The organism is Actinomadura sp. 9N407, assembly GCF_044326315.1.
Classification (GTDB): domain Bacteria; phylum Actinomycetota; class Actinomycetes; order Streptosporangiales; family Streptosporangiaceae; genus Spirillospora.
In genome coordinates this window covers 353,638-379,126 of the sequence record NZ_JBIRAW010000003.1, presented here as the reverse complement: position 1 = coordinate 379,126, position 25,489 = coordinate 353,638, and the positions used below count along the sequence as shown (strand labels likewise).

The following is a 25,489-nucleotide window of genomic DNA, read 5'->3' as shown; positions in this document are numbered from 1 at the left end:
CCGAGTTGGCGGCCGCACAGCAGAACAGGGCCTGGCGGGTCGCCGGCGAACTGAGCCGCTCGCTTGCCCGACTGGCTCGATGAAGCCTCCTTGGGCTCAGTCCTGCCAGTAGAACACCAGGTCGCCGACCTTCAGCGGGTCGCGGGAGCCGAAGAAGTAGACGGCCAGTCCGGTGAACATGACCTCGCGCAGCTCGGCGTCGACGTACCGGAAACCCGCGCCCTGGAGGGCCGTCACGATCCGGGCGTCGCCCGGGTGTCCGAAGAAGGGGCCGAGCGTGCTCACCCAGACCTTGCCCGCGTCGGTGGCGACGATGTCGTACGTGCCGTGCCCCGATCCGGACGCCTTGCCCACGGGTACCGGGTCCTGCGGGTTCAGGCCGGCTTCGACGAGGGCCGTACAGGCGGCGCGGAGCCGTTCCACCCTGATCGCGTGCTCTTCCTCGGGCGGGGGCGACGGGGCGAGGAGCGCGGCCTCGATCAGCCAGCGCGGGTCGGTGCCGGCCTGCCCCGGCGCGAACCGCCGGACGATCGCCTCCCGCACGTCCGGCGGGACGCCGGGCACCTCGACGCGGGGCGAGCCGAGCCGCTCCCACAGCGGGCGGACGTCGTGGCCCCGCTCCCGCAGGATCGGCAGCGCCCACAGATGCCCGGGCCGTTCCTCCTCCACCATGGCCAGCAGAGTCCCGTCGCCGCCGTACCCGGCGAGCAGCAGGTCGTACGCCGCCCGGCACACGATGGCGGCGTCGTCGCCCAGGCAGGGGGCGATGTCGCCGCCCGCGTCCCGCAGAAACCGAAGGCCGAGAAGCCGTTCCGCCGGGTAGGCCCCCGAGAGCGCGAGTTCGGTCGGCGAGGCGGCCCCGAGCATGTCGAGGAACGCCGGGAGGCCGCGCCGCTCGATCAGCTCGTCGAGTGCCTTCCGTCCCGCCTCACGCAGGTGCCTCCATGGCGCCGAGGCCAGCACGGCGAGCAGTCTCAGCGCCGTCGCGTCACCGGTTGCGGCCTCGTCCACCAGCGTCCGCGGACCGAGCTTCTCCGCGATGTCGTAATTGCCCCGTTCCACCGCCCGTTCCCGTAGGGCGTCGCGATAGGGCCGCCCGGGCACGTTCAACGCGGTGACCAGGGCGTTCCCGAGCACGTGGCTGATCTCGTCGTCGCAGGCATGGGCCACCAGTTCCAGGGCCCGCTCATCGGGGACGCGCCCGATCAGCGCCTCTCCGCAGGCGTCCCGCCGCCAGAACGGCTCGTCCCCGTCGAGGACGAGGTCCGCGATCGCGGCGGCCGGAATCCCGACGAGCCCCCGCTCGACGGCCGCCGGGTCCGGCCGCGCGTGCCACGACGGGAACAGGGCCCGCAGCCGGTCATGATCGTTCGTCATGGCCAGGATCTTCGTCCATCCTCCGACGGCCCGCAAACGCCCGGCCCGCGCCCGTCCTGGCCCGCGGTCAGCAGGCCTTCCGGTACGGGGCCCGCTACCACCCGTGGAGTAGCGAAGGAGCCTTCCGGTGGGTGACGACGCGGGCCGGACCTGCACCGGATCGTCTCCGGTATCGCTCGATCCCCTCGGAGTAAGGAGTGCAGTCATGCGCACGACCTCTCTCAACCGGCCCACCCTGATCACGGTGATCGGCCTGGTCACCGGCGCCGCCGGCCTTCTGGTCCAGAAGGCCGGCGGCGTGGAGATGCCGCCCGTGCCGCCGGGCCTGGTCATCCTGGGGCTGGCAGCCGTCCTGATCGTGGTGAGCCGGTGGCGCTGGACGCTCGTCCTGGGCGTCCTCGCCGCGCTGGCGGAGATACCCGGTTTCGTGGGCAGTGCCGTCGACGCCGACGCGATCGGCGAGATCGCCGGGGCATCGGTCCGGGGCATCGGCGCCACCACCGCCCTCATCGCGGGCATCACGGCCACGGTCGTGGCCTACCGCTCCCGCGAGCGGGCCACCCGATGATCTGACCGTTCCGCCTGCGCCCGCGAGTTCACGGCCACCGAGGCAATCGGCCGCCTGAACTCGCGGGCGGAAGGCGACTCGGTCGCGCGCATTCCTTCAATACAACGGGAGACCGGCGGGCTAACGTACCGGGCCATGACGCTTACGGGGAAGACGGCGCTCGTGACGGGCGGCACGCGCGGGATCGGCCGGGCGATCGTAGGGCGCCTCGCCCGCGAGGGTGCCCGGGTCGTGTTCGGCTTCAAGGAGAGCAGGACGGCGGCCGAAGAACTGGTCCGGGAACTGGACGGGGCCGTCGCGGTCCGCGCGGACCACGAGGATCCCGAGTGCGTCGAGGCGCTCTTCGAGCCGGTCGGCGACAGCCTGGACATCCTTGTCAACAACGCGGCCGTCAATTCTCCCGCGCTGATCGCCGCGATCACCCCGCAGGAGTTCGACCGGGTGATGACGGTCAACGCGAAGGTCCCGCTGCTGGTGATGCGGCGCGCGGCGAGAATCCTGCGGGACGGCGGCCGCATCGTCAACATCTCGACGCTCAACACCGCGCTGCCCGCTCCCGGTCTCGCGCTGTACTCCGCGAGCAAGGCGGCGCTCGAGCAGTTCACCGCCGTCGCGGCGCGCGAGTACGGCGAACGCGGCATCACGGTCAACACCGTGTCACCGGGCGCGACCGACACGGACCTGCTCCGTGCCACGAACCCGCCCGGGGCCCTGGAGCAGACCGCGGCCTTCACCGCCCTGCGGCGGCTCGGCCGGCCGGCCGACATCGCCGACGTCGTGGCCTTCCTCGCCGGCCCCGACGCCGGCTGGATCACCGGCCAGAACATCCGCGCCACTGGCGGCCTCCTCCTCTGAGGGCCGGTATCGAGCCGGGTATCGGGGACGTGTGCCGGATCGGCGCGATGATGGAGTCGTGCTCCATTCCATTTCGGTACGGGTCGAGGCGATGCCCTGCGAGACGGTCACCGGAGCGCCGGGGCCGTCGCTGCTCCCGTACGTCGCGGGCTACGGGGGCTTTCGCGCGGGAACGGCCGAGCCGCCGCGCCGCCGGGTCCTGCCGCTGAGCCTGACCACGCTGATCATCGATTTCGCCGGGCCGGGCCTGGTCACCGGGCCGCGCGGTACCTCGGACGTGGCCGGGACCGGCTGGCGGTACGGGATCGCGATCGGGCTGACCACGGCGGGGGCGCCCGCGCTCCTCGGCGTCCCGGCGCGCGAGCTGGCCGGCGCGGAGATCCCGCTGGACGCGTTGCTCGGCCGCCGCGCGCGGCGGCTGGCGGACCGGCTGGCCGAGGGACCGGACTGGGCCGCCCGATTCGCCGCCCTGGACCAGGAACTCACGGCGATGCTGCGGCCCCGCCCGGTCCCAGAGCCGGACCGTGCGGTGACCCGCGCGTGGTGGCGGCTGCAGGAAACGGGCGGCCGGCTCAGAATCGACGCGCTGGCCGATGAGTTGGGCATCGGCAGGCGCCGCCTGGAGGCCGGTTTCCAGCGGGAGATCGGCCTGCCGCCCAAGACGATCGCGCGGATCGCCCGTTTCCAGCGCGTCGCGCTTCTGCTGGGCAGGCCGTCGGCGACGCTCGACCTGGCGGACAGGTGCGGGTACGCGGATCAGCCGCACCTCACCCGGGACGTCCGGGAGATGAGCGGCCTCACGCCGCTGCAGTTGCGCGCGTTCCTTCAATACAACGGCAGGCCGGTGGGCTGACGTGCCGGGCCCTGTCCGCGGCGCCCCGGAAACCACAGGCGGCAGGCATGTCCATCGGATCTAACTCGTACGGGAATATACGTGTTACGCTCCCGGCTTCTACTCGTACGTAGAAGTACGAGTTACGGGAGGCATCCGATGACACACGACAGCGACGTCCCGGCCGCGCGGAGCGGCCCGTTCCACCCCGCGCGATGGCGGATCCTCGGCTTTCTCGGCGTGGCGCAGCTGATGCTGATCCTCGACGTCACCGTCGTGGCCGTCGCGCTGCCGCACATGGAGACCGACCTCCACCTGAGCCGCGAGGCCGTGACCTGGACGGTCAGCGCGTACACCCTCACGTTCGGCGGGCTGATGCTGCTGGGAGGCAGGATCGCCGACCTGATCGGGGCCAAGCGCGTGGTCCTGGCCGGCCTGCTGGTCTTCACGGCGGCATCGGCGGCGACCGGATTCGCCGGCTCGGCCGGCATGCTCCTGGGCGGCCGTGTCGCGCAGGGGCTGGGCGCGGCCCTGCTGTCCCCGGCGGCCCTGTCGCTCGTGGTCCACCTGTTCGAGGGGGACGAGCGGAACAAGGCGCTCGGCGTCTGGTCCGCGCTCGGCGGCGGCGGCGCCGCCCTCGGCGTGCTCCTGGGCGGGCTGCTCACCGCCGGCCCGGGCTGGCCCTGGATCTTCTACGTGAACGTGCCGATCGGGCTGGTGATCATCGCGGCGCTCGCCCGGATGCTGCCGCGGCAGAGCGTGGCCACGCCCCGTCCCGGGCTCGACGTCCTGGGCGCGCTGCTGGTCACCGCGTCGTCCGCGAGCCTGATCTACGCGCTCATCCGGGCCGGCGACGGCGGGTGGCTGAGCGCCGCGACAGGGGTACCGGTCCTGCTGGCCGCGATCGGCTACCTGGCGTTCGTGGTACGGCAGCGGACCGCCAGGTCACCCATGATGGACCTCGCGCTGCTGGCCAGGCGCCCGGTGGCCACCGGCACGTTCCTCATCCTGATGGCCACCGCCCTGATGATCGCGGTGTTCTTCCTCGGCACGTTCTACTTCCAGCACGCGCGGGAGTACGGCGCCCTGCGGACCGGTCTGCTGTTCCTCCCGATCGCGGTGGCGACCATGCTCGGGGCCGACCTGACCGGCCGGGCGCTCGCCGCGGCGGGGGCGCGCCGGCTCGCCGTGGCCGGGCTGCTCGTCGCCGCGATCGGCCTGGCGCTGCCCGCCCTGTCGATGCACCCGGCGACCGTCGCGATCGGCACGGCGATCGCCGGTGCCGGAACCGGCGCGATCTTCGTCGTCGCGTCGGCGACCGCCCTCGGCCAGGTGGCCCCCCATGAATCCGGCATCGCCTCCGGCATCGTCAGCACGTTCCACGAGTTCGGTGCCTCCATCGGAGCCGCCGTCATCTCCAGCGTCGCGGCGGCCAGCCTGGTCGGCGACACGCTCGCCGGGTTCACCGACGGCTTCGTCCTCGCCTCCGCCGCCGCGGTCGCCGCGGCACTCGTGGCCGCGGTCCTGACCCCGGGACGGGATTGACGGCTACCTCGCAGGGCGGACGTCCCGGCTCTGCCCTGCGAGCGCCGCGGCCGGGGAACCGCGGGGCGCTCGGTCCTCGATCGCCTGGGCGGCGTCGAGGACGAGGTCCTCGGTGAACCGGCCGCCGATGAGCTGGACGCCGATCGGGAGCCCGTCCGCCGTGCCCGCCGGTACGGAGACGCCGGGGAAGCCCAGGACCGGCAGTGACGTCATCGGCCACTGCGCCGCGACCACGCTCAGCCCGCGCTCGGGGCCGGCGATGTCGGCGTCCTGCTCGAAGGGCGGTTCGGCCGAGACCGGGGTCAGCAGGAGCATGTCCGTGCCGAGCAGCTCCTGCAGCCGGGTGATCAGCGTCGCGCGGCGGGCCCAGCCCTGGATGTAGGCCGTGATGTCGGGCTTGTCGCCCCAGAGTGCGGCCGCGAACTCGTAGGCGTACTTCAGGTGGGTGCCCAGCGCGTCGTCGCCCAGCTCCAGCATGCCGGGCAGCATGGGACGCATGTCCTCGAACAGCAGCAGGGACCACAGCCGGGCGGCCTCGGCGAGCAGCGGCAGTTCCAGCTCCTCGACCTCGTAGCCGGCGTCGTCCAGCCACCGGGCCGCGTCGTCCAGCGCCTGGTCGACCGCCGGGTGCGACTTGACGATGCCCACGTCGCGGACGAGGCCGACGCGGATCGGTCCCGCCTGCGGCGCGGCCTCGGGCAGGACGGGGATGCCGAACGGGTCGCGCAGGTCGGTGCCCGCCATCGCGTGCAGGGCCGTGCGCGCGTCGGCGACGTTCCTGGCGAGCGGCCCCTGAACGGCCCAGGCCTGGAACGTGAGGGGGGCGGCCTCGGGGCCCATGTCCTCGGGGGCCATCCAGTTGGAGATGAGGCCGACCGTGGGGCGGATGCCGACCACGCCGCAGCAGGCGGCCGGGTAGCGGATCGACCCGCCGATGTCGTTGCCCTGCGCCAGCGGCGTCATGCCGGCGGCGAGGGAACCGGCGGCGCCGCCGCTGGAGCCGCCGGGGGTGTGGGCGTCGCTCCACGGGTTGAGCGTCCGCCCGTGCGGGGCGTTCGTGGAGAACCACCGCACCGAGAAGGCGGGGGCGTTGCTGCGGCCGAGGAAGACCGCGCCGGCGCCGCGGAGGGCGGCGACGCTCGCGTCGTCGTGGGTGGCCGTCACACCGGCCATGGCCGACACGCCCTGGGTGAGCGCCTGCCCGCGCTGCGGAGTGTTGATCTTGGTGGAGACCGGGACGCCGTGCAGCGGGCCGAGGGGCTCGCCGGAGGCCACCGCCGCGTCGGCCCGGCGCGCGTCCGCCAGGGTCTCCTCGGGACGGACGTCGACCAGGGCGTTCAGCCTCGGGTTGACGTCCTCGACCCTGCGCAGGCAGGACTCCGCCACCTCGGTCGCCGAGAACTCCCGGGTCCGGATTCCGGCCGCGAGCTCGGTCGCGGACAGCTGCCAAAGTTCCATGCCTGCTCCTAGACGTCATGAGGGCGCACCGGCCCGCCAGGGCGCTCACCTCGGCGATGCGGAGGAGCGTACGTGATGCAACGTTGATGTACAACGCTGTTGTATATTCCGGGTCGCCGTGGTTAGCATGCCGCCATGCCGGTCGAAATCGATGTTGCCCAGCGCCTCCGGACCATCGCCGACGCCACGCTGGAGATCGTGGCGGAGGAGGGTCTCGACGGGGTGACCATCCGGGCCGTGGCCAAGCGGATCGGCGGCTCCACGACGCTGGTCACCAACTACCTGCCCACCCGGGAGGCCCTGCTCGTCAACGCGATAGAGCACGCGACCCGGGCGTGGGACACCGAGATCGATCACGTCGTCGCGGCGACCCGCGAGGAGGAGCGGCTGGCCGTCGCCGTCCGGTGGGCATGCTCGACCACTGGGAACGACCTGGTCCTGCGCAAACTCTTCCTGGAGATCCTGGGGCGGGGCGATCCGAATTCGGCGGCGCTTCAGGCCCTCCGCGAGGACGCCCGCAAGAACCGCGTGGAGATGGTCGGCGGCGCGCGGGAGGCGGGGGCGGCCGACGCCGCGTTCACCGCCGAGGTGCTCTTCCTCGTGCTGCGCGGCTTCTACGTGTGCAGCCTGGAGGACCCCGAGCACTGGACCGGCGAGCACATGGTCCCGCTCGTCGATCGGCTCATGGGCCTGCTGGCCTCCGTACCGAAGACAGGAGCCGGGGATGGATCTGAGTGAGTACACCTCCCATGACGCCGTGGCCCTGGCCGGACTCGTCAAGGCGGGCGCCGTGGACGCGGCCGAGCTGGCCGGCCTGGCGCGCGAGGCCGTCGAACGGGTCGAGCCGAGGCTGAACGCGCTGTCGCAGCCGCTGTTCGGCGAGCCGCTGGAGCATGACGGGCACGGACCGTTCGCCGGGGTGCCGTTCCTGCTCAAGGACAGCCACCCCGTCGCGGCGGGCGTGCGGTTCTCGGTGGGCTCGCGCTACTTCGCCGACGCGGTCGCCGAATGCGACGCCGAGATCAACGAGCGCTTCCGGGCGGCCGGCTTCGCCTCGATCGGCGTGACGACCGTGCCGGAGATGGCGATCAGCTTCGCCACCGAGTCGGTACGGTACGGCCCGACCAGGAATCCCTGGGATCCGTCCCGAGGTGTCGGAGGCTCCAGCGGAGGGGCGGCCGCATTGGTGGCCGCCGGCGCGGTCCCGATCGCGCACGGCAACGACGGCGCCGGATCGATCCGGATCCCCGCGGCGTCCTGCGGGATCGTCGGGCTCAAGCCGACCCGCGGCCGGACCCCCGTCGGGCCGGGCGCGTCGGAGGCCATGTTCGGGCTCGCGATCGATTTCGTGCTGGCCCGGACCCTCCGGGACGTCGCGCACACCCTGGACGCGGTGCAGGGCGCGGGCCGTCACGACAAGCACCGCGTGCCGCCGGGCCCCGTCCCGTACCGGGACCTCCTGTCTCTCTCCGCTCCGCGCCTCCGTGTCGCGGTCACCACCCGGCCGTGGACGGACGCGCCCGTGGACGCGGAGGTCGCGGCCGTCACCGAGCAGGTCGCGCGGACCCTGGACGAGTTGGGCCATGACGTCGGCGCGCCGCCGCCCGCCGTGGACGCCGAGGCGGTCCTGGACGCCTACACCGTGCTCACCGTCCTGGGCATCGCGGGCGTGTTCGACGAGCACGAGAAGATCGGCGGCGACCGTCTCGAGCAGGTGACCCTGGCGATCCTGGACGAGGCGCGCCGGCTGAACGGGTACCAGGTCGCCCGCGGATTCCAGGCGGCGGACGCGGTCACGGAGGGGATGCGCGCCTACTTCGACGGGGTCGATCTGCTCGTCACACCGACGCTGGCCCAGCAGCCCGCCCCGCACGGGACGCTGGACTACGACCGGCCGGGCCGGACCGCCCGGTCCTGGTTGCGGACGATCTTCGAGTACGGGCCGTTCACGGAGGTGTTCAACCTCGGCGGGCAGCCCGCCATCAGCCTGCCCTTGGGGCAGGGCTCAACGGGCCTGCCGATCGGGGTCCAGCTCGTGGCCGCCGAGGGGCGCGAGGACCTCCTGCTCCAGGTGGCGGCAGCGCTCGAGGAACGCATGCCGTGGTCGTCGCGCAGGCCACCGGTGCACGCGAGCGGGGAACGTCAATGAGCCACCGGAGCCCTCGCCCCATCGCCGGACCGCGCCGCCCGTCCGGCGGTCTCCGCCTCGAGCGTCGCGAGCATGTGAGCGGCCAGGTTCTTCGCACCCGCGTGGCGGCTCGCGGGGAACGGCAGCGACGCCAGCGTGGAGCTGCCGAAGGCCATGCAGACGAGGGCATAGGCGTGCCGCAGGCTCGTCGCCGAGTCGCAGCCGGGGATCGCGGCGCGGATCGTCGCGGCGATCTCGCGTTCCAGCCGGCTGTAGCTGTCGTACACCCGGCCGCGGAGCCGCACGTCGTGCATCGCCCCGGTGATGAACGCCTCGATGACGGCGTCGTCGTCGTTGCGCGCCATCTGGGGCCCGAAGAGGTAGTCCACCAGCGCGTGCAGCCGCGCGGCCGGGTCGCGGCCCGCGATGGCGGCCTCCAGCGAGGCGAGATAGGGCGTGATGACGTGATCCCACAGAGCGTCGATGAGCTGGTCGCGATTGCCCACGTAGTGCCGGACGTGCGAGCGGCTCATGCCGGCCGTGGCGGCGATGCGCTCCTGCGTGCTGCCGGCCAGCCCGTGCCTGGCGACTGACCGGGCGGCGGCCTTCAGGATCTGCTGCCGCCGCTCCGCGGCGACGCTGGGCCTTCCCACCGGGCTCCCTCATCACAAATTGTTATGCGGATATGACAAACAACAACGCTTCAGCCTAGCACCGTGATCCTTTCAGGAGGAGTTCGAGGATGTCGATGGCATCGGCGACACCGCAACCCGTCCCCGGCTGGGCCGACTCGCACATGGTGCCCATGCGCGACGGCGTCAGGCTCGCGACGGACGTCTACAAACCCCAGGACACCGGCAAGCCGCAAGACGCGGCCGCCCTGCCCGCCGTACTGGTCCGCCTGCCCTATGACAAGAACAGCCGGTACGTCTTCATGGAGGAGGTCGGCCGCCGGCTCGTGGCGCGCGGCTACGCCCTCGTCGTCCAGGACGTGCGCGGCAAGTTCCGGTCCGAGGGGGAGGCGCTGGGCCTGGTCGGCGAGGCGTGGGACGGCTACGACACCATCGAGTGGATCGTCCGCCAGGAATGGTCCGGCGGCCGCGTCGGCATGTTCGGCGACTCCTACTACGGCTTCACCCAGTGGGCCGCCGTCAGCACCTCCCATCCCGCGCTCCGCGCCATCGTCCCCCGGGTGACCGCCGTCGACATGGCGTCGTTCACGCCGGTGGCGCACGGCTCGGTGCTGGACCCGCCCTGGTCCGGCTTCGCCGCGTACATCGCCGAGTGCTGGAACGGGCCCTGGCTGCACGAGCCGGAGCTCGACTGGACCCGCACCCCGCTGACGGAGGTCTTCGAGGAAGCCTTCCGGAGGCGGGGACGGCGGTCCTCCTGGTACGACCGGTCGATCCCCGAGGCGAAGCCGGTCACGGTCTTCCCCGACGGGCACCCGTTCGACGCCCGGCCCGTTCCGACCCTGCACGTCGTCGGCTGGCACGACAACGTGCTGCTGCATTCGATGCGCGACTACCTGGAGCTCACGAGCCGGCCGGGGCACGCGCCGATGCAGTACCTGTACGCGGACTCGATCGACCACGAGAACTACCACCTCTCGCTCGTCCCGATCCAGGAGGAGGACGACCACGAGAGCGACGATGCCGCGCTGGGCCGGATGCTCGACCGCTACCTCGATCCGGCCATCGACTTCTTCGACGCCTTCCTCGCCGAGACCGCCCCGGCCGAGACCGTCCCGCGCGTGCGGTGGCATCTCGGCCACGCGGGATGGCGGCGGGCCGGATGCTGGCCGCCCGAGGAATCGGCTCCGTACACCCTGTACCTGGCCGGCCTCACCGCCGCCGAGGGGGCGGGGACGGGACGGCTCGCGCCCGATCCGCCGGCCCGCGAGGAGTCGGTGAGCTGGGACCACGACCCCGGCGACCTGGTGCCGTCGGCGGCGGAGAACTCCTTCGAGTTCCTGCGCGCCTATCCGGACGAGCGGGACGCGGGGGACCGGCCCGACGTGCTGAGGTTCGACACGGCCGCGTTCGGGGACGGACTGGACCTCGCCGGTCCCATCGACCTCCACCTGCGGGTGGACTCGACGGCCCCCACGGCCGACGTCTACGCCAAGCTCTACGACGTCGCGCCCGGCGGCGCCTGCCACATGATCAGCCGGGGCCAGGGCGTGCTGACCGAGCCCGGCGCGGCGGAACCGGCGCGCATCGAGATGACCCACACGGGCTATCGCGTGCGGCCCGGCCATCGGCTCCGGCTGCACGTCGCCGGCAGCGACTACCCCGAGTTCGCCCCCAACCCGGGCACGCGGGAGAACCCGTGGACCGCCGAGCACCGCCGCGGCAGCCGCCAGACGCTGCGGACGAGCCCGGACATGGCCTGCCGGCTGGTGCTCCGCGCCCTTCCCGGTGCGGGCTGATGGCCGCCCCCGTTCCTCCCGTTCCTCTTTTTGTTTTGCAGCATTGACAATCAAATCCGGACCGACGACGCTGGGCGACACCACCTGGACATCAGGCCGGTCCAGCCGCGGCACGGCGCCGGTCCGATCACCGCACCCCCCATTCCGGCCGCTTCAGTCCCGAAGGGTCCATCCATGACACGTCCGCGTCTGACCGCGCTCACCGCGGTCCTCGCCGGTTCCTGCACGCTCGTCGCCTGCACGAACGGCGCGGGCCCGGCCTCGAAGAACGCCCCGGTCCTCACCACGTCCGTCCCGGCCCCGGCCAAGGCCGTCGACACCGTCACCTGGAACCTCGCCACCGGCGAGCCGACCACGCTGGACCCCGCCCAGTCCTCCGTCGAGTCCGTCAGCTCGATCGTCGCCAACATGTGCGAGAGCCTGTTCACCTTCGGCCCGGACCACCGGCGCCTGCCCGCGCTGGCCACCTCCCTCGACCACCCCGACCCGCGCACCTACGTGATCAAGCTGCGCGAGGGCGTCACGTTCTGGGACGGCAAGCCGGTCACCCCCGAGGACGTCGTCTACAGCGTCCGGCGGATCCTCGACCCCAAGGTGGCCTCGCCGTGGGCCGGCTGGGCCCAGCACATGGCCGGCATCGAGGTCACCGGCGACCATGAGGTCACCATCAAGCTGAAGAAGCCGGACGTCCTGGTCCCCAACTTCTTCGCCACGCCCGCCTTCGTCGTCGTGCAGAAGGACTTCGCGGAGAAGGCCGGCCGGGGCTTCGGGACGGCCCGGGGCGGCGTGATGTGCAGCGGCCCCTACAAGTTCGGCGGCTGGTCCCAGGGACAGAACATCGCCCTGACGCGCAACGACTCGTGGTGGAACACCTCGGTCAAGCCCAAGGTGAAGAACCTGCGCTTCACGTTCACCACCGACCCGGCCGCGCAGACGGCGGCGATGGCCGGCGGTGACGTGGACGGCCAGTTCCTCGTCCCGCAGGGTGCCAGGAACCAGCTCACCGGCAAGGGCAACCTGCTGTACGGGAAGAGCCTGTCCACCACGTTCCTTTCGGTGCTGAACCAGCAGGGCGCGCTGTCCGACCTCGCCACCCGGCAGGCCGTCCAGGCACTGATCCCGTACAAGGGGATCATCGACTCGGCCTACCAGGGCTCGGCGCGGCCGCTGCGGGCCCTGGTCCCGCCGGCGGCGTGGGGGTACGGCGCGGACGTCTACCAGCAGGCCTACGACAAGCTGCCCGAGCCGGTCCAGGACCTCGAGAAGGCCAAGAAGCTCGTGGCCGGGTCCGCCAAGGCCAAGCAGAAGATCGTGCTGGCCTACACGACGGCCATCGAGGAGGAGACCAAGATCGCCACCGCGGTCGCCGACACCGCCAACCGGATCGGGATGAAGGTGGAGCTGAAGCCGCTCACCGGCGAGCAGTACGGCGCGATGTTCGCCTCGCCCGAGGCCCGCAAGGGCGTGGACCTGTTCCTGGCGAGCGGCTACCTCGACTTCCCCGAGCCGATCGAGTACTACCAGTACTTCACCACCGGGCACTTCTACAACTTCGCCAAGTACCACGATGCGGCCTACGACACCGCGATCAGCACCGCGATGGCCACCGAGGATCCCGCCGCCCGCGCCCGCGAGGTGATCAAGGCGCAGTCCATCATGGCGGCCGGCCTGACCAACATCCCGATCGCGACGCAGCACGTCAGTGTCTACTACGGGCCGGGCCTGACCGGTCTCGTCCCGCTGCAGAGCAACCTCTACACGCCGTGGGCGACCACCCTCGGCGGCAAGTGATCCGGCGGTGGCGATGACCCGCACGCTCGCGATCTGGATCGGCACCCGCGCCGCCGGCGCGCTGCTGACCGTCCTGCTCGCGTCGATCGTCATCTACGGCGCGCTGCGGCTGGTCCCCGGCGACCCGGTGCTGGCCGTGACCGCGGGGCGCCGGCTCGACCCGGAGCAGATCGAGGCGCTGCGCCACGCCTACGGGCTCGACCGCACGTTCGTGGGCGGCTACCTCGCGTGGATCGGCGACGCGCTCCGGCTCGACCTCGGGACGTCGCTGAACTACCAGACCGGCGTCACCTCGCTCATCGGGAACCGGCTCGGTGTGTCGGGCCCGCTGATCCTGTACTCGGCGTTCCTGACGATCGTGGCCGGGACCGCCGTGGCGCTGATCTCGGCGGTCAAGGGCGGACGGGCCGACCGGATCGCGGCCGTCTCGGCGGCCCTCACCACCGCGACGCCTCCGTTCGTGGCGGCCATCGTGCTGATGTCGGTGTTCGCGGTCGGCCTCGGCTGGTTCCCCACCACCGGGGCGGGCACCGGCCTGGCCGACCGGCTGTGGCACCTGACCCTGCCGGCGATCGCGATGGCGCTGGCCGCCTACGGCGTCCTGGCCCGGGTCGGCAACGCGGCGTTCGCCGACGAGCTGCGCCGCGAGCACGTGGAGGTGGCGCGCAGCCGGGGCGTCGGCGGCGCCGCCGTGATCCGCCGGCACGTGGTCCGCAACGCGCTCGGGCCGATGCTCACGCTGATCGGCCTGCTGGGGGCGAGCCTGTTCGTGGGCACCGCCGTCGTCGAGACCGCCTTCGGGCTGGACGGCGTGGGCTCCCTGCTCGTCCGCTCCGTGTCGCGGCGGGACTTCCCCGTCGTGCAGGGCATCGCCCTCATCGCGGTCGTGCTGTTCGTCACCGTCAACACGCTGGTGGACCTCGCGCTGCCGTTCATCGACCCCCGGGTCACGATCGGAAGGCTCGGCCGATGACCCTGACCGTACCGGCGCTCCGGGCCAGGAACGCCAGGAGGCGGCGGCACCGGCCGCTGAGCCTCCTGCTCGCGATCGGGTTCCTGCTCGCCGTCATCACCGCGGCCGTCCTGGCCCCGCTGCTGGCCCCGCATTCCCCGGACGCCACGAGCCTGCTGAACTCGCTGGCGCCCCCCGGCTCGGAGGGGCACCTGCTCGGTACCGACTCGGCCGGACGGGACGTCCTGTCGCGGCTCATGCACGGCGCGCGGCTCTCGCTGCTCGCCCCTCTCGGCGTGGTGCTGCTGTCGGGAGTGCTCGGAACCGCGATCGGGCTGCTCGCCGCCCGCGCCGGCGGCTGGGCCGACGCGGTGCTCTCGCGCGGCATGGACATCGTCTTCGCCTTCCCCAGCCTGCTGCTGGCGATGCTCGTCGTGGCGGTGGTCGGGCCCGGACTCACCGGACCCATCTGCGCCCTCGCCGTCAGCTACACACCGTTCGTCGGGCGCCTCGTCCGCAGCATGGCGTTGCAGGAGGGCGTGCGCCCGTACATGGACGGCTACCGCGTCATGGGGTTCGGCGAGGTGTGGGTGACGGTCCGCCACCTGCTGCCCAACATCCTGCCCGCCCTCATCGCGCAGAGCGCGCTCACCTTCGCCCACGCGCTGATGGACCTGGCGGCCCTGTCCTACCTGGGACTCGGGGTACGGCCTCCGGACGCGGACTGGGGGTCGATGCTCAGCCAGTCGCAGAGCGCCATCCTCGCGGGAGCGCCGTGGAGCGGGCTGATCCCCGGCATCGCGATCCTCCTGACCGTCGTGAGCGTCAACCTGCTGGGCGAGCACATCGGCGGGTCCATCGGCCGCAAGGGAAGTGTGAAGGCGTGAAGGTGCTGGTGAAGAAAGAGGCCACGGCGCCGGGGAACGCCCTGGGCATCGCGCGGCTGAGCCTGTCCGTCGGTACGGGGGACCGGGCGGTCCCCCTGCTCGCCGACGTCACCGTCCGCGTCGGGCGCGGGGAGACCGTCGGCCTGGTCGGGGAATCCGGCTCGGGCAAGTCGCTGACGGCCCGCGCCGCGCTGGGCATGCTGCCCAAGGGCGGGCACGCCACCGGCGAGGTCAGGGTCTCGGACGTCGACGTCCTCACGGCCGGCCGCGGCGAGCTGCGCGACCTGCGCCGTACCCGGGCATCGATGATCTTCCAGGATCCGAGCGCGTCGCTCAACCCGGTGCGCCGCATCGGCGACTACCTCACCGAAGGGCTGCGCGCTCGCGGCGTGCCCGCGCGCGCCGCCGCCGGACGGGCGCTGGAGCTGCTCGGCCAGGTCGGCATCCGCGATCCCGAGGGGGCGATGCGGCGCTTCCCGCACGAGTTCTCCGGGGGCATGCTGCAGCGGGTCGTGATCGCCGGGGCGCTGTCCGCGGAGCCGGATCTGCTGCTGGCCGACGAGCCCACCACCGCTCTCGACGTCACCACCCAGGCCGAGGTGATCGGGCTGCTGAAGAACGCGCAGCAGGCCCACGGCACCGGAATCCTGTTCGTGACGCACGATCTCGACCTCGCGTCCGCGATCTGCGACCGCGTCTACGTCATGTACGCCGGACGCATCGTGGAGGAGGCCGCCGGATCGGCGCTGTTCACCGCGCCGGCGCACCCGTACACGAAGGCGTTGCTGGAGGCCAGCCCGTCCGTGCACGGCGACAAGGTCGCGATCAAGGCCATCGAGGGGCGTCCCAGGGCGCTCACCGAAGCGCCGTCGGGCTGCTCGTTCCGTGACCGCTGCCCGCTGGCCGACGACGACTGCGCCACCGGCGTACCCGCCCCCCGCACGCACGGCGCGTCGCTCGTCGCGTGCCTTCGCCCCGTACAGGTGACGCCATGACCGACCAGGCCACGACAGGTGACACCGCGACGGGCGGCGCCGGGACCGAACCGGTGCTGCGCGTGACATCCCTGGTGAAGAGGTTCGGGAACGTCACGGCGGTCGACGACGTGAGCTTCGAGTTGATGCCCGGTGCCTCGCTCGGCATCGTCGGGGAGTCGGGATCGGGCAAGACGACCACGGGCCGCATGCTGGCCGGGCTCGAGGAACCGACGTCCGGGACCGTCACGCTCGCCGGCGAGCCGGTACGGGGGCGCTCGCGGCGCGCGCGTCGGAGCCAGGCCCGCCGGCTCCAGATGATCTTCCAGGATCCGTACGGCTCCTTCGACCCCCTGCTGACCATCGCCGAGTCCATCGCCGAACCCCTGCGGCTGCACCGGCCGGGCCCGGCCAGGGAGCGCCAGGCCCGGGTCGGCGAGCTGCTGGACCAGGTCGGGCTCAGCGCCCGTGCGGGCCGGTCGCGGCCGCGCGAGCTGTCGGGCGGCCAGCGGCAGCGGGCCGCGATCGCCCGCGCGCTCGGCATCGAGCCGCGCGTCCTGGTCCTGGACGAGGCCGTCGCCGCGCTCGACGTCTCCATCCAGGCCCAGATCCTCGTCCTGCTGGACGAGCTGCGCGGGAGCACCGGCATCTCCTACGTCTTCGTCAGCCACGACCTCGCGGTCGTCCGCCACATCACCGACACGGCCGTCGTGATGCGGCAGGGCCGCATCGTCGAGCGCGGCGAGACCGAGCGGATCCTGCGCAGCCCCCAGCATCCCTACACCCGCCTGCTGCTCGACTCGATCCCCGCGCCCGGCTGGGATCTCGAACGGGTCGCCCGGGACCGGCGCGCGCTCGACCGGTCCTGATCCGCCCCGCCCCCTGACATCACGGAGACACCACGTGCCGAACATCAAGCGGGTCGGTCCCGCCGCCGTGCCCGAGGACGCCGAACAGGTCATGATCCCCATGCGGGACGGTGTCCGGCTGGCCGCCGACGTCTACCTCGACGGCCCGCCGCGTACGGGACCGGCCGTGCTGGTCCGCCTCCCGTACGACAAGAACGGCGCCTACTGCTTCATGCCCGAGATCGGCCGCTACTTCCTGGCCAGGGGATACAACGTCGTCGTCCAGGACGTCCGGGGCAAGTTCCGTTCGGAGGGTGCCACCGAGTTCGCCCTGCACGAGGCCGACGACGGATACGACACGATCCAGTGGGTCACCGAGCAACCGTGGTGCGACGGCGACGTCGTCATGTGGGGTGACTCCTACTACGGCTACACGGCCATCGCCGCGGCGATCAGCGGCCATCCCGCACTCAAGGCGATCTCGCCGCGCGTCACCGGCTCCCAGCTGTCGACGGTGCTGGAGTACGGCGACGGAACGCGGGACGTCGAGCAGACGAGCCGCAAGTTCTACTACGCCTCCCACTACGTGGACGCGGACCGGTACGAATGGGAGCCCGACTGGAACCGCCGCCCACTGCGGGACACGTTCGAGCGGTTCTTCGACCGGCTGGGAAGGCGATCCGCCAATTTCGACGGCGAGTTCGAGGGCGAGTCCCGGTTCGTCCCGCCCCCATTGAAGGCGCTGCTCGCGAGCCCTCCCGTTCCGGCCCTCTACACGATCGGATGGTTCGACAACTGCGCCGTCTGGTCCTGGCATGACGTCCGCGCCCTGTCCCGCGACCCGGGCTGGGCGTCCCGTCTCCATCTCCGCCTGGAAGCCATCGACCACGAGAACTACCGGCTCGGTGACGCGCCCATCGCCCCGCACGACGACCACGCCGATGACGCTGACGCCCTGGAACGGATGCTGCCCGGATACCTCGACCCGGCGGTCGAGTTCTTCGATGCCGTTCTCGGCCGTTCCGGCGACCTGGCGGCGCTGCCCCGTGTCCGGTACGAGGTCTGCCACGGCGAATGGAGCCAGAGCGATGCCTGGCCACCCCGCGAAGCGTCCGGCCTTGAGTACCACCTGTCCGCGGACCCGTTCCCCAGCCTGACGGCCGAGGCCGTACCGGAGACGAGCGTCCTGCGATGGGTGCACGACCCGTCCGACCTGGTCCCCTCGGCAGGGCCGAACCCCTTCGCCGTACTTTTCGACTGGCCGGATCTCGCCTCCGCCGGGCAGCGCCCGGACGTGCTCCGCTGCACCGGCCCCGCCGCCGGCGCGGACCTCGACCTCGTCGGGGCGGCGACGCTGCTGCTGCGGCTCAAGGCACCCGCAGGCGCGCACGTCCACGCGCGGCTACTGGACCTGGCGCCCGACGGCCGTGCGTTCCTCATCGCCGGCGGCCAGGTGCGGCTGGACGTGCCACTGGCCGGGGAGGAGGCCGTCGTGGACCTGCAGAGCGTCGCGTACCGGCTGCGCGCCGGGCACCGCCTGGCCCTCGACATCATGAGCAGCGACTTCCCGTACTTCGTCGCTGAAGGCGCCGATGGTGCCGACCCGTGGACGAGCCCGTCCGGTGAGCCGGCCACCAGGGAGATCACCGTGGGCGGGCCCCGATCCTCGTGCCTGCGCATCGGCCGGTGGCACCCCGAGCACCTCCGGCGGGCGCCCGAGCGGGACGGCGACACCTCATGACGGGCACCACGGAGACCGGACGCGCGGACGACCGCCCCTGGGATGATGCGGTCATGAGCAGGAAGAGCGTGGCCGGACCAGACCTCGACGACATTTCGTGGCAGATCATCGAGCAGTTGCAGGAGGACGGGCGCCGCTCCTACGGAGCCATCGCCAAGGTGGTCGGGCTGTCGGAGGCGGCCGTCCGCCAGCGGGTGCAGCGCATGACCGAGGCGGGCGTGATGCAGATCGTCGCCGTCACCGACCCGATGCGGGTCGGCGCGCACCGGCAGGCGATGGTCGGCCTGAAGGTCTCGGGCCCGCTGCGGCCCGTCGCGGACGCCCTGACCGCGATGTCCGAGACGATCTACGTCGTGCTCTGCGCCGGTACCTACGACATCCTCTGCGAGGTGGTGTGCGACGACGACGCGCACCTGGTCGAGGTGCTGGCGAACCGGATCAGATCTGTTCCGGGGGTCACCAGCGCGGAGGCGATCGTCTATCTCGAACTGTGCAAGGAGAGCTACCGGTGGCGGGCGCGCTGACGACGGCCGCGGTGCCGTACCCCGCAGGGCGTACGGGCGGTGTCGCCGTGTGGCGGACGACACCCGGCATGTAGTCGCGGGACGGTCGTTCCACGCTCGGGCCGCCGGGAGACCACAAGGAGTGGTCCGGCCCGAGCACGGGAAGGACGCGAGATGGTGCCACATGAGAAGGGCCTGGCGGGGAGTGCCGGCCCGTCCGGCGACGGAGCCGCCCTGCCGGTCAAGGCACACCGGACGGAACCCCTGTTCAAGCTGAGCCGGGGATGGCGCAAGACGGTGCTCGTCACCCACATCGTCTCCGCCGGGGCCTGGATCGGGATCGACGTCATCGTGGCCGTCCTGGTCGTCACCGGCCGCTTCGGTTCGACCGACGCGGTGCGCGGGCTGGCCTACGAGTCGCTGGCGACCTTCGTCGTGTGGCCCATGCTGGTCTCCGCGCTCGCCTCCCTGGTCACCGGGCTCGTCCTGGGCCTCGGCACGAAGTGGGGCCTGCTGCGCTACTGGTGGGTCGCGGTCAAGCTCGCCCTCAACCTCGTCCTGTGCTTCCTCATCGTGTTCGCCCTCCAGCCGGGGATGGACGAGGTCGGCGCGTACGGCCGGGAACTGCCCGCCGGGGCGGCCGAGCCGGAGGCCATCTCGTCCCTCTTCTTCCCGCCCGCGGTGTCGCTGACCATGCTGACCTTCGCGACCGTGCTCGCCGTCGCCAAGCCCTGGGGCCGGCTGCGCCGCGCCCGCTCGGGAGGTGCCCGGCGATGAAGGGCGCCGGGCCGACCGGTGGTACGGCTCCGGGGTGCCCGCCGGCACCCCGGAGAGCCTCGACGCCGTGAGATGGGACGGACGGCCGTCAGCCGGTGTCGAGGACTTCGCGGAGCTTGCGCGCGAAGGCCTCGGGCTGCCCGGCGTAGCCGAACTCGCCATCGAGGAAGCCGCCGTGGTGGCTGGGGAACACCGTCGCCTCCTGGCCGAGCAGTCCGGCCGCCGCCACCGAGGTGCGTCCGGTGATGGTGTCGATGGATTCCTCGCCCACCGCGATCACCACCCGCGTCGGCGCCGCGATGAGGGCGCCCGCGTCCGGCCGGTAGCCGCTGATCGCCCAGGCCCGGTCGGAGAGCAGCGGGTCGTCGCGGGAGCCGTCGTCCTCGGCCGGCATCCCGAACGCGGCGGAATCCGGCGCGGGCTGGGCGAAGTAGTCATCGGTGAACTCGCCCTGCCATGACGTCATCGCGATGAAGGCGGCCATGCCGGCACCCCAGCCGCCGGCCTCGTACGCCTGCGTGATGCCGGCCCGGGCGCGCTCGGCGGCCTCGGCGTCGGGCAGCACCGGAATGAGCGGCGGCTCGTGGGCCACCAGGGTGGTCACGTCCTTGGGGTACGCCGTCACCAGGGCGAGCGCGGTCACCGCACCGCCGCTGCTGGCGAACATCTCGACCGGGCCCGCGCCGAGCGCCTCGATGAGGGCGTGCACGTCGCCGGCCTGGGTCTCGGGCGTCTGGTCGGCCCGGCCGTCCTTGCGCACGCTGCGGCCGAGGCCGCGCGGATCGTAGGTGATCACCGTGCGCTCGGGGAAGTGCGACGCCAGCGCGCGGAACCCGGCGGCGGCCATGGGCTGGCCGATCATGACGAGCGGCGGGCGCCCGCCGGCGGTGGGCGGCGGGCCGTGGACGTCGTAGGCGAGGTCGGCCTCAGGGGTCTCCAGCATCTGCGTGGTCATGACCGTACCGACCCGTTCCGCGCCGGAAACTCATCGAACCCGGACGTGAACGAAATGACCAGGTGCTGCGCAGCCCCGGCCGTTCCCTGACGAAGGCCCTGCCGGCATTGAGCCACGGGCGGTTCAAATCGGGCTGAAGCGGAAAGCTGTCCCCATGAGCACCACACCCTGGACCACCGGCAAGCCGACGCGGTCGCCGTTCGCCACGCCTACCGGTCTCGCGGGACGGCTCGCCGGCCGCCTGATGCTCCGCCTGAACCGGCACCAGGACCTGCTCCAACTGCTCGACATCCAGGACGGGGAACGGATCCTGGAAGTCGGCTACGGACCGGGTGGGCTGATCCGGCTGCTTCAGTGGACGCACGCGACGTCCATCTGCGGTGTCGACCCTTCACCCGAGATGCTCGCGCAGGCCGCGCGTCCGCATGGCGCCGCGATCGCGGCGGGCCGGGTCGATCTACGGCTCGGCACCGCCGACCGGACGGGGTTCCCCGACGCGGAGTTCGACCGCGTGGTCTCGGTGAACAACGTCGCGATCTGGCCGGACCTGCACGCCGGGCTGCGCGAGGTGCACCGGGTGACGCGTCCCGGCGGCAGGACGGTCATCGCCTGGCACGGCGGGACGCGCCCGTCCCGGATCGCCCGCCGCCTCGCCTTGCCCGAGAGCGTGATCGCCCAGATCGAGAACGGACTCGGCGACCTCTTCACCAGGGTCACGCGGCACGAACTGACCGCCCTCACCGTCCTGTCCGCCGTGCGCTGATCCGTGCCTCATCGCCGCGGTGGTGATCGGGCTTCGCATGTCCCGGTGCGATCTCCTACAGTGCGTAGGTGACACTGAGGTAGATCATCCCACTTTGGAGAGCACCCTATGAGCGCGCATGACCAGCGACTTCCTGGAACGTCCGAAGGAGGCACGGCGCACGCTGCCGGCCATCAAGAGCACACGGGACAGCACGAGCACGCGGGCCATCAAGAGCAAGAGCACGCGGGGCACGAGCATGCCGGGCATGGGGGAGGGCATGCGCCTGGAGGGAAGGTCAGCTGGGGGATGGCCGCGCAGGCGACCCTGCACTGCCTGACCGGCTGCGCGATCGGCGAGGTGCTGGGCATGGTGATCGGCACGGCGCTGGGCTGGTCGAACCTCGCCACGATCGCCCTGGCCGTCGTGCTGGCGTTCATCTTCGGGTACGCCCTGACCATGCGCGGCGTGCTCAAGGCGGGGCTGTCGCTGCGCGCGGCGTTCAAGGTCGCCCTGGCGGCCGACACGGTGTCGATCGCCATCATGGAGATCCTGGACAACGGCGTCATGCTGCTCGTCCCCGGCGCGATGCACACGGGCCTGGCCAGCCCGCTCTTCTGGGGCGCGCTGGCCTTCGCGTTCCTGGTGGCGTTCCTGCTGACGACGCCGATCAACCGCTGGATGATCGGCCGCGGCCTCGGGCACGCGGTGGTGCACCAGTACCACCACTGAGCGGCATGGTCCTGAGCCGTCTTGTCCGGGGCGGCGGCCGTGCCGGCCGCCGCCCCGGCCGCCGCCCCGGCGGGTCGCGGGTCGAGCGCGTTACCCATCGCACCTGGCCGTTGGGCAGAATGTGCGGGGGACAGGGGTGATCACGTGGGTGGACTGGCCGGCTCGCTCGAACGCGCCATCATGCAGGCGCTGTGGGCGGCGTCCGGGCCGCTGCGCGTCCGTGAACTGCTGGTACGGCTGAACGAGGGCGCGGAGAAACCGCTGGCCTACAACACCGTCCAGACCGTGGCGGAACGGCTCGCCCGCAAGGGCATGCTCACCAAGACCCCCGACGGCCACGCCTTCCGTTACGGCCCCACGCGGGCCCGCGAGGAGTACGTGGCCGACCTCATGCTCGACACCCTGACCGAGACGCCCGATCACGGTGCGGTCCTGGCGCGTTTCGCCGAAGGCGTGGCCCCCGAGGACGCCCGGAAGCTGTTCGAAGCGCTGCGCCGCCGGGCGTCCGGCGAGTCGGGGTCCTGACGGGATGCTCGTCCTCCTGATCGTGCTGGTCTCGGCCGTGGTGCTGCTGGGCGGCGCGGCCGGATTCGCGCTCGATCGGCTGTGGCCGTCCGGAGCCCATCCCGGCACCGCCCTGGCCTGCTGGCTGGGCGCGCTGACCGGAACGGTCGCGGCCGTCGCGGGCGCCGTCTCGATCGGGCTGCTGTGGCCGCCCACCCCCGGTCACGGGCTCCTGGAATGGCTGCACGGCTGCCTGCCCCACCATCGGACGGCGATGACCCTGCTGGCCGGGGTGGCGAGCCTGCCCCTGATCTGGCTCTGCTGCGCGCGGCTGGTGCGCGGCGTTCCGCGCCTGCGCCGGGCCCTGCGGCACCGGCGCGGCCACCGCGACATGCTGCAGATCGTCGCGCGCGAGGACGCCGAGCACGATGACGTCCTCCTGCTCGATCATCCGGTTCCGGTCGCCTACTGCCTGCCCTCGCGGTGGCGGCCGATCGTGGTGAGCACCGGTGCCCGAGAACGGCTTTCCGCGCGGCAGCTGGAAGCCGTTCTCGAGCACGAGCGGGCGCACCTGCGCCAGCGTCACCACGCCCTGCTGATCCTGATCGACGTCGTCCACGCGCTCTTGCCGTGGCTGCCGACCGTACGGCTCGCCAAGACGAGGATCCCGCCACTGCTGGAGATGGCCGCCGACGACGCGGCGGCCCGCTCCAGCGGACGGCGGACGCTGGCCGAGGCCCTGCGGCAGATCGCGACCACCCCGGGCCTCGCCGGCGCGCTCGCCGCCTCAGGCCAGGACCACGGCACGCTGTCGCGGCGGCTGGCCCGGCTGGAGGAGCGGGCCCGGCCACGGCGCGGTGGACGTCCCATCGCCTGGGTCCTCTCCGCCAGCGCGGCGGCCCTGCCGCTGACCGCCGCCGCAACAGCTCTGGTGCGACTGGCCGGCCCCTGCTGATCCCCGGCCCGGGGCTCGGCGGCTCCGGCCGCCGGTCATCAGTTCGCGGGGAACTTCCGAGCCATCCAGGCGGTGAGTTCGGCGTTGGCCGCGGCGAGCTGTTCGGCGGTCACCGGCGTGCCGGCCGCGGTGTTGACGACAAGGGCGAAGTGCACCCGCGGAGCTTGCGCGGCCGGAGTGAGTTGCAGGCGGTGCGCCGATGACGCGCCCGGCTCCAGCGTGGCCTTGACGGGACCGGCGGCAGGGACGCCGTTGAGCGTGCCGAGGGTGCTGACGACCGTGGTGCTCGACGGGGCGAAGGACTGCGGGAGATGCAGATCGGTGGGCGCGCCCGTGGCCGATCCCTTCCATACGAGCATGCCGTACTGGCGGTCCTTCACCAGGGCCGCCAGGCGGGGCAGCGAGGACGGGACGGTCAGCCATGCCTGCTGCCGGCCGGCGCCGCCGTATCCGGAACGGGCCAGGTCCTCGAAGGCGAAGGCCAGGGTGTCGCCGTTCACCGCCGAGGGGTAGAGCCGGTCCAGGACGCGCCGGTCCAGCCGGAGCGCGACGTTGCCCGCGTCGTCGGCGGCCACCACCGAATGGTCCTCGTCGTTCCACCCGTCACCGTCGGTCTGCACCTTGTTGGGATTGCCGTTCATCAACTCGTGGTGCCGCCCGCTGTAGATGTCCCATTGCCATTGGATGGCCGACAGGACCGAGCCACCGGCGGCCGGCCCGTCCCACCAATTCCTGCCGGGGACGCCGGAGTCCATCGCCTGGTACATCGCCCGGGTCATCCACGGGGTGCGGTCGCTGCCGTTCCCGGAGAGCTTGTTGCCGAACTCGGAGATGAACGGCGCGGTCCCCAATTGCGTGGCCCGCTGCCGGATCTCGTTCATGGGCGCGGCGTAGGTCCCGTCGGAGGCGGGGGAGGGGTCGATCGTCATCCGGGCGCCGTCGTAGTAGTGGCTGTTGAACACCATCCGGGTGCCCAGCCGCCCCACCGACGTCATGCCGCCCTCCTCGAAGAACCCGGTGTTCCAGAAGACCAGCGGCTCGACGAAGGCGGGCTTGGCGTTCCAGCCCGCCTCGTCCATGGCGGTACGGAAGCGCTGGTAGAAGGGCATCAGGTGCGCCTTCTCCCAGTCCAGGCCGGTCTTGCCGTCCAGGCCGCCGTCGTAGGGCTCGTTGAACGGATCGAATCCGGCGATGCTGTCGAAGGCCTGCGCGGGAAGTTTCTGCTTGAGGTAGGCCATGGTCGCCTTGGCCTGCGACAGGAAGGCGTCCTGGACGCCGATCGGCCCGGCCGGCGTGGTCAGCACCCGGTTGCGCCAGAAGTCGTAGGCGGCCTGCCGTACGGCGGCATTGGTCTGCATGTTCATCCCCCACAGCAGGCAGATGCCGCAGGACTCCTTCGGATAACCCCCCGCCTGGATCACCCACTTGGGAGCGCCGTCCCCGGTGTACCAGCTGCCGGAATTGAACAGGTGGGAGGAGTACAGATCCTGGTGGTAGTCGATCAGGACGCGGAATCCGCGGTCGGTGAACGCCCTGATCTGCGCCACGGCCCGGTCGAGATAGGCGTAGTCGATCCGGTCGGGGGCCGGCTGGACCCCCTCCCAGCTGATCAGGAAGCGGATCGCGTTGGCACCGGTCAGATCCCGCATCGCCTGCGCGGACCTGGCGGCGTCCGCGGTCGTACGGAACGGCAGGAGGTCGTTCTCGTAGAGCTTGGTGCTTCCCGAGACGTTGAAGCCGCGCAGGGTCACCTCGCGGCCTTCTCCGTCCCGGAGCACCCAGTTCTGCTGCTTGGGCGAGACCACGATGGTGCCCTGCGGGTCCGCCTGTGCCGAGGCCGTGCTCACGGCAGGCAGGCCGATCAGGGCCAGGAGCACGGCCGACGCGATTCTGCCCGAACGGGCCGACATGAGGGAGGCGCGGATCGCTGCCAT

The 25,489-nt window shown here is 72.1% G+C and carries 24 protein-coding genes; 19 read left to right on the top strand and 5 right to left on the bottom strand.

Annotated elements, in window-relative coordinates; genetic code table 11:
* Positions 1-96: 96 nt before the first annotated feature.
* A complete protein-coding gene (locus tag ACH34Q_RS07230) occupies positions 97-1,377 on the bottom strand; it encodes a hypothetical protein (RefSeq protein WP_395981976.1) in 1,281 nt (426 codons plus the stop codon).
* Positions 1,378-1,582: 205 nt separating this feature from the next.
* Here ACH34Q_RS07230 and ACH34Q_RS07225 point away from each other — a divergent pair, with 205 nt between their 5' ends.
* The 4 genes from ACH34Q_RS07225 to ACH34Q_RS07210 all read left to right on the top strand — a co-directional run bounded on the left by ACH34Q_RS07225 (position 1,583) and on the right by ACH34Q_RS07210 (position 5,177).
* Positions 1,583-1,945 (top strand): hypothetical protein, encoded by a 363-nt coding sequence (locus tag ACH34Q_RS07225; protein WP_395981975.1) that lies wholly within the window; start codon positions 1,583-1,585, stop codon positions 1,943-1,945.
* Positions 1,946-2,080: 135 nt separating this feature from the next.
* Entirely contained in the window at positions 2,081-2,800 is a 720-nt protein-coding gene (locus ACH34Q_RS07220) for an SDR family oxidoreductase (RefSeq protein WP_395981974.1), read from the top strand.
* 58 nt (positions 2,801-2,858) lie between these two features.
* Positions 2,859-3,653, top strand: a complete 795-nt coding sequence (locus ACH34Q_RS07215) for a helix-turn-helix transcriptional regulator (protein WP_395981973.1) — start codon at positions 2,859-2,861, stop codon at positions 3,651-3,653.
* 138 nt (positions 3,654-3,791) lie between these two features.
* Positions 3,792-5,177 carry an MFS transporter gene (locus ACH34Q_RS07210; RefSeq protein WP_395981972.1) on the top strand — a complete coding sequence of 462 codons (1,386 nt, stop codon included), beginning with the start codon at positions 3,792-3,794 and terminating at the stop codon, positions 5,175-5,177.
* A 3-nt stretch (positions 5,178-5,180) separates the two neighbouring features.
* Here the strand turns inward: ACH34Q_RS07210 and ACH34Q_RS07205 are convergent, their stop codons facing one another.
* Positions 5,181-6,635 carry an amidase gene (locus ACH34Q_RS07205; RefSeq protein WP_395981971.1) on the bottom strand — a complete coding sequence of 485 codons (1,455 nt, stop codon included), beginning with the start codon at positions 6,633-6,635 and terminating at the stop codon, positions 5,181-5,183.
* Positions 6,636-6,770: 135 nt separating this feature from the next.
* Between ACH34Q_RS07205 and ACH34Q_RS07200 the strand changes: the two genes are divergently transcribed.
* Both ACH34Q_RS07200 and ACH34Q_RS07195 read left to right on the top strand, forming a co-directional pair.
* Positions 6,771-7,373, top strand: a complete 603-nt coding sequence (locus tag ACH34Q_RS07200) for a TetR/AcrR family transcriptional regulator (protein ID WP_395981970.1) — start codon at positions 6,771-6,773, stop codon at positions 7,371-7,373.
* Positions 7,360-8,784 carry an amidase gene (locus tag ACH34Q_RS07195; protein ID WP_395981969.1) on the top strand — a complete coding sequence of 475 codons (1,425 nt, stop codon included), beginning with the start codon at positions 7,360-7,362 and terminating at the stop codon, positions 8,782-8,784. The genes ACH34Q_RS07200 and ACH34Q_RS07195 overlap by 14 nt, the downstream gene beginning before the upstream one ends.
* On the opposite strand, the gene ACH34Q_RS07190 is transcribed toward ACH34Q_RS07195, so the two are convergent.
* Positions 8,778-9,416 carry a TetR/AcrR family transcriptional regulator gene (locus tag ACH34Q_RS07190; protein WP_395981968.1) on the bottom strand — a complete coding sequence of 213 codons (639 nt, stop codon included), beginning with the start codon at positions 9,414-9,416 and terminating at the stop codon, positions 8,778-8,780. The two genes, ACH34Q_RS07195 and ACH34Q_RS07190, sit on opposite strands and share 7 nt — an antisense overlap.
* Before the next feature lie 89 nt (positions 9,417-9,505).
* Between ACH34Q_RS07190 and ACH34Q_RS07185 the strand changes: the two genes are divergently transcribed.
* From ACH34Q_RS07185 to ACH34Q_RS07145, 9 genes are all read left to right on the top strand, one after another.
* Entirely contained in the window at positions 9,506-11,194 is a 1,689-nt protein-coding gene (locus ACH34Q_RS07185; RefSeq protein ID WP_395981967.1) for a CocE/NonD family hydrolase, read from the top strand.
* A 174-nt stretch (positions 11,195-11,368) separates the two neighbouring features.
* Entirely contained in the window at positions 11,369-12,985 is a 1,617-nt protein-coding gene (locus ACH34Q_RS07180; RefSeq protein ID WP_395981966.1) for an ABC transporter substrate-binding protein, read from the top strand.
* A 13-nt stretch (positions 12,986-12,998) separates the two neighbouring features.
* Complete coding sequence (locus tag ACH34Q_RS07175; RefSeq protein WP_395981965.1) at positions 12,999-13,958, top strand: ABC transporter permease; 960 nt, start codon at positions 12,999-13,001, stop codon at positions 13,956-13,958.
* Positions 13,955-14,824 carry an ABC transporter permease gene (locus ACH34Q_RS07170; protein WP_395981964.1) on the top strand — a complete coding sequence of 290 codons (870 nt, stop codon included), beginning with the start codon at positions 13,955-13,957 and terminating at the stop codon, positions 14,822-14,824. The genes ACH34Q_RS07175 and ACH34Q_RS07170 overlap by 4 nt, the downstream gene beginning before the upstream one ends.
* Positions 14,821-15,819: an ABC transporter ATP-binding protein gene (locus tag ACH34Q_RS07165; RefSeq protein WP_395981963.1), complete on the top strand. Its 999-nt coding sequence runs from the start codon at positions 14,821-14,823 to the stop codon at positions 15,817-15,819. Before ACH34Q_RS07170 ends, ACH34Q_RS07165 begins: the two co-directional genes overlap by 4 nt.
* Entirely contained in the window at positions 15,816-16,667 is an 852-nt protein-coding gene (locus tag ACH34Q_RS07160) for an ABC transporter ATP-binding protein (protein WP_395981962.1), read from the top strand. Before ACH34Q_RS07165 ends, ACH34Q_RS07160 begins: the two co-directional genes overlap by 4 nt.
* Positions 16,668-16,701: 34 nt before the next feature.
* Entirely contained in the window at positions 16,702-18,387 is a 1,686-nt protein-coding gene (locus ACH34Q_RS07155) for a CocE/NonD family hydrolase (RefSeq protein WP_395981961.1), read from the top strand.
* A 53-nt stretch (positions 18,388-18,440) separates the two neighbouring features.
* Positions 18,441-18,911 (top strand): Lrp/AsnC family transcriptional regulator, encoded by a 471-nt coding sequence (locus ACH34Q_RS07150; RefSeq protein WP_395981960.1) that lies wholly within the window; start codon positions 18,441-18,443, stop codon positions 18,909-18,911.
* Between the two features lie 153 nt (positions 18,912-19,064).
* Entirely contained in the window at positions 19,065-19,667 is a 603-nt protein-coding gene (locus ACH34Q_RS07145) for a hypothetical protein (protein WP_395981959.1), read from the top strand.
* Between the two features lie 88 nt (positions 19,668-19,755).
* Here ACH34Q_RS07145 and ACH34Q_RS07140 read toward each other — a convergent pair whose 3' ends face one another.
* Positions 19,756-20,622 carry an alpha/beta fold hydrolase gene (locus ACH34Q_RS07140; protein ID WP_395981958.1) on the bottom strand — a complete coding sequence of 289 codons (867 nt, stop codon included), beginning with the start codon at positions 20,620-20,622 and terminating at the stop codon, positions 19,756-19,758.
* 154 nt (positions 20,623-20,776) lie between these two features.
* On the opposite strand from ACH34Q_RS07140, the gene ACH34Q_RS07135 reads away from it, so the two are divergent.
* The 4 genes from ACH34Q_RS07135 (at position 20,777) to ACH34Q_RS07120 (ending at position 23,555) form a co-directional block, all read left to right on the top strand.
* A complete protein-coding gene (locus ACH34Q_RS07135) occupies positions 20,777-21,385 on the top strand; it encodes a class I SAM-dependent methyltransferase (protein ID WP_395981957.1) in 609 nt (202 codons plus the stop codon).
* A 288-nt stretch (positions 21,386-21,673) separates the two neighbouring features.
* Positions 21,674-22,096 (top strand): DUF4396 domain-containing protein, encoded by a 423-nt coding sequence (locus ACH34Q_RS07130; RefSeq protein ID WP_395981956.1) that lies wholly within the window; start codon positions 21,674-21,676, stop codon positions 22,094-22,096.
* Positions 22,097-22,240: 144 nt separating this feature from the next.
* Positions 22,241-22,621 (top strand): BlaI/MecI/CopY family transcriptional regulator, encoded by a 381-nt coding sequence (locus tag ACH34Q_RS07125; RefSeq protein WP_395981955.1) that lies wholly within the window; start codon positions 22,241-22,243, stop codon positions 22,619-22,621.
* Positions 22,622-22,625: 4 nt separating this feature from the next.
* On the top strand, positions 22,626-23,555 hold the full coding sequence (locus tag ACH34Q_RS07120; protein WP_395981954.1) for a M56 family metallopeptidase: 930 nt from the start codon (positions 22,626-22,628) through the stop codon (positions 23,553-23,555).
* Between the two features lie 38 nt (positions 23,556-23,593).
* Here the strand turns inward: ACH34Q_RS07120 and ACH34Q_RS07115 are convergent, their stop codons facing one another.
* Positions 23,594-25,489 (bottom strand): cellulase family glycosylhydrolase, encoded by a 1,896-nt coding sequence (locus tag ACH34Q_RS07115; RefSeq protein ID WP_395981953.1) that lies wholly within the window; start codon positions 25,487-25,489, stop codon positions 23,594-23,596.

Bases quoted from the DNA above. Each gene is read 5' to 3' on its own strand.
- ACH34Q_RS07230 (WP_395981976.1), bottom strand. From the start codon at position 1,377: ATGACGAACGATCATGACCGGCTGCGGGCCCTGTTCCCGTCGTGGCAC.
- ACH34Q_RS07225 (WP_395981975.1), top strand. From the start codon at position 1,583: ATGCGCACGACCTCTCTCAACCGGCCCACCCTGATCACGGTGATCGGC.
- ACH34Q_RS07220 (WP_395981974.1), top strand. From the start codon at position 2,081: ATGACGCTTACGGGGAAGACGGCGCTCGTGACGGGCGGCACGCGCGGG.
- ACH34Q_RS07210 (WP_395981972.1), top strand. From the start codon at position 3,792: ATGACACACGACAGCGACGTCCCGGCCGCGCGGAGCGGCCCGTTCCAC.
- ACH34Q_RS07205 (WP_395981971.1), bottom strand. From the start codon at position 6,635: ATGGAACTTTGGCAGCTGTCCGCGACCGAGCTCGCGGCCGGAATCCGG.
- ACH34Q_RS07200 (WP_395981970.1), top strand. From the start codon at position 6,771: ATGCCGGTCGAAATCGATGTTGCCCAGCGCCTCCGGACCATCGCCGAC.
- ACH34Q_RS07195 (WP_395981969.1), top strand. From the start codon at position 7,360: ATGGATCTGAGTGAGTACACCTCCCATGACGCCGTGGCCCTGGCCGGA.
- ACH34Q_RS07185 (WP_395981967.1), top strand. From the start codon at position 9,506: ATGTCGATGGCATCGGCGACACCGCAACCCGTCCCCGGCTGGGCCGAC.
- ACH34Q_RS07180 (WP_395981966.1), top strand. From the start codon at position 11,369: ATGACACGTCCGCGTCTGACCGCGCTCACCGCGGTCCTCGCCGGTTCC.
- ACH34Q_RS07175 (WP_395981965.1), top strand. From the start codon at position 12,999: ATGACCCGCACGCTCGCGATCTGGATCGGCACCCGCGCCGCCGGCGCG.
- ACH34Q_RS07170 (WP_395981964.1), top strand. From the start codon at position 13,955: ATGACCCTGACCGTACCGGCGCTCCGGGCCAGGAACGCCAGGAGGCGG.
- ACH34Q_RS07160 (WP_395981962.1), top strand. From the start codon at position 15,816: ATGACCGACCAGGCCACGACAGGTGACACCGCGACGGGCGGCGCCGGG.
- ACH34Q_RS07150 (WP_395981960.1), top strand. From the start codon at position 18,441: ATGAGCAGGAAGAGCGTGGCCGGACCAGACCTCGACGACATTTCGTGG.
- ACH34Q_RS07145 (WP_395981959.1), top strand. From the start codon at position 19,065: ATGGTGCCACATGAGAAGGGCCTGGCGGGGAGTGCCGGCCCGTCCGGC.
- ACH34Q_RS07140 (WP_395981958.1), bottom strand. From the start codon at position 20,622: ATGACCACGCAGATGCTGGAGACCCCTGAGGCCGACCTCGCCTACGAC.
- ACH34Q_RS07135 (WP_395981957.1), top strand. From the start codon at position 20,777: ATGAGCACCACACCCTGGACCACCGGCAAGCCGACGCGGTCGCCGTTC.
- ACH34Q_RS07130 (WP_395981956.1), top strand. From the start codon at position 21,674: ATGGCCGCGCAGGCGACCCTGCACTGCCTGACCGGCTGCGCGATCGGC.
- ACH34Q_RS07120 (WP_395981954.1), top strand. From the start codon at position 22,626: ATGCTCGTCCTCCTGATCGTGCTGGTCTCGGCCGTGGTGCTGCTGGGC.
- ACH34Q_RS07115 (WP_395981953.1), bottom strand. From the start codon at position 25,489: ATGGCAGCGATCCGCGCCTCCCTCATGTCGGCCCGTTCGGGCAGAATC.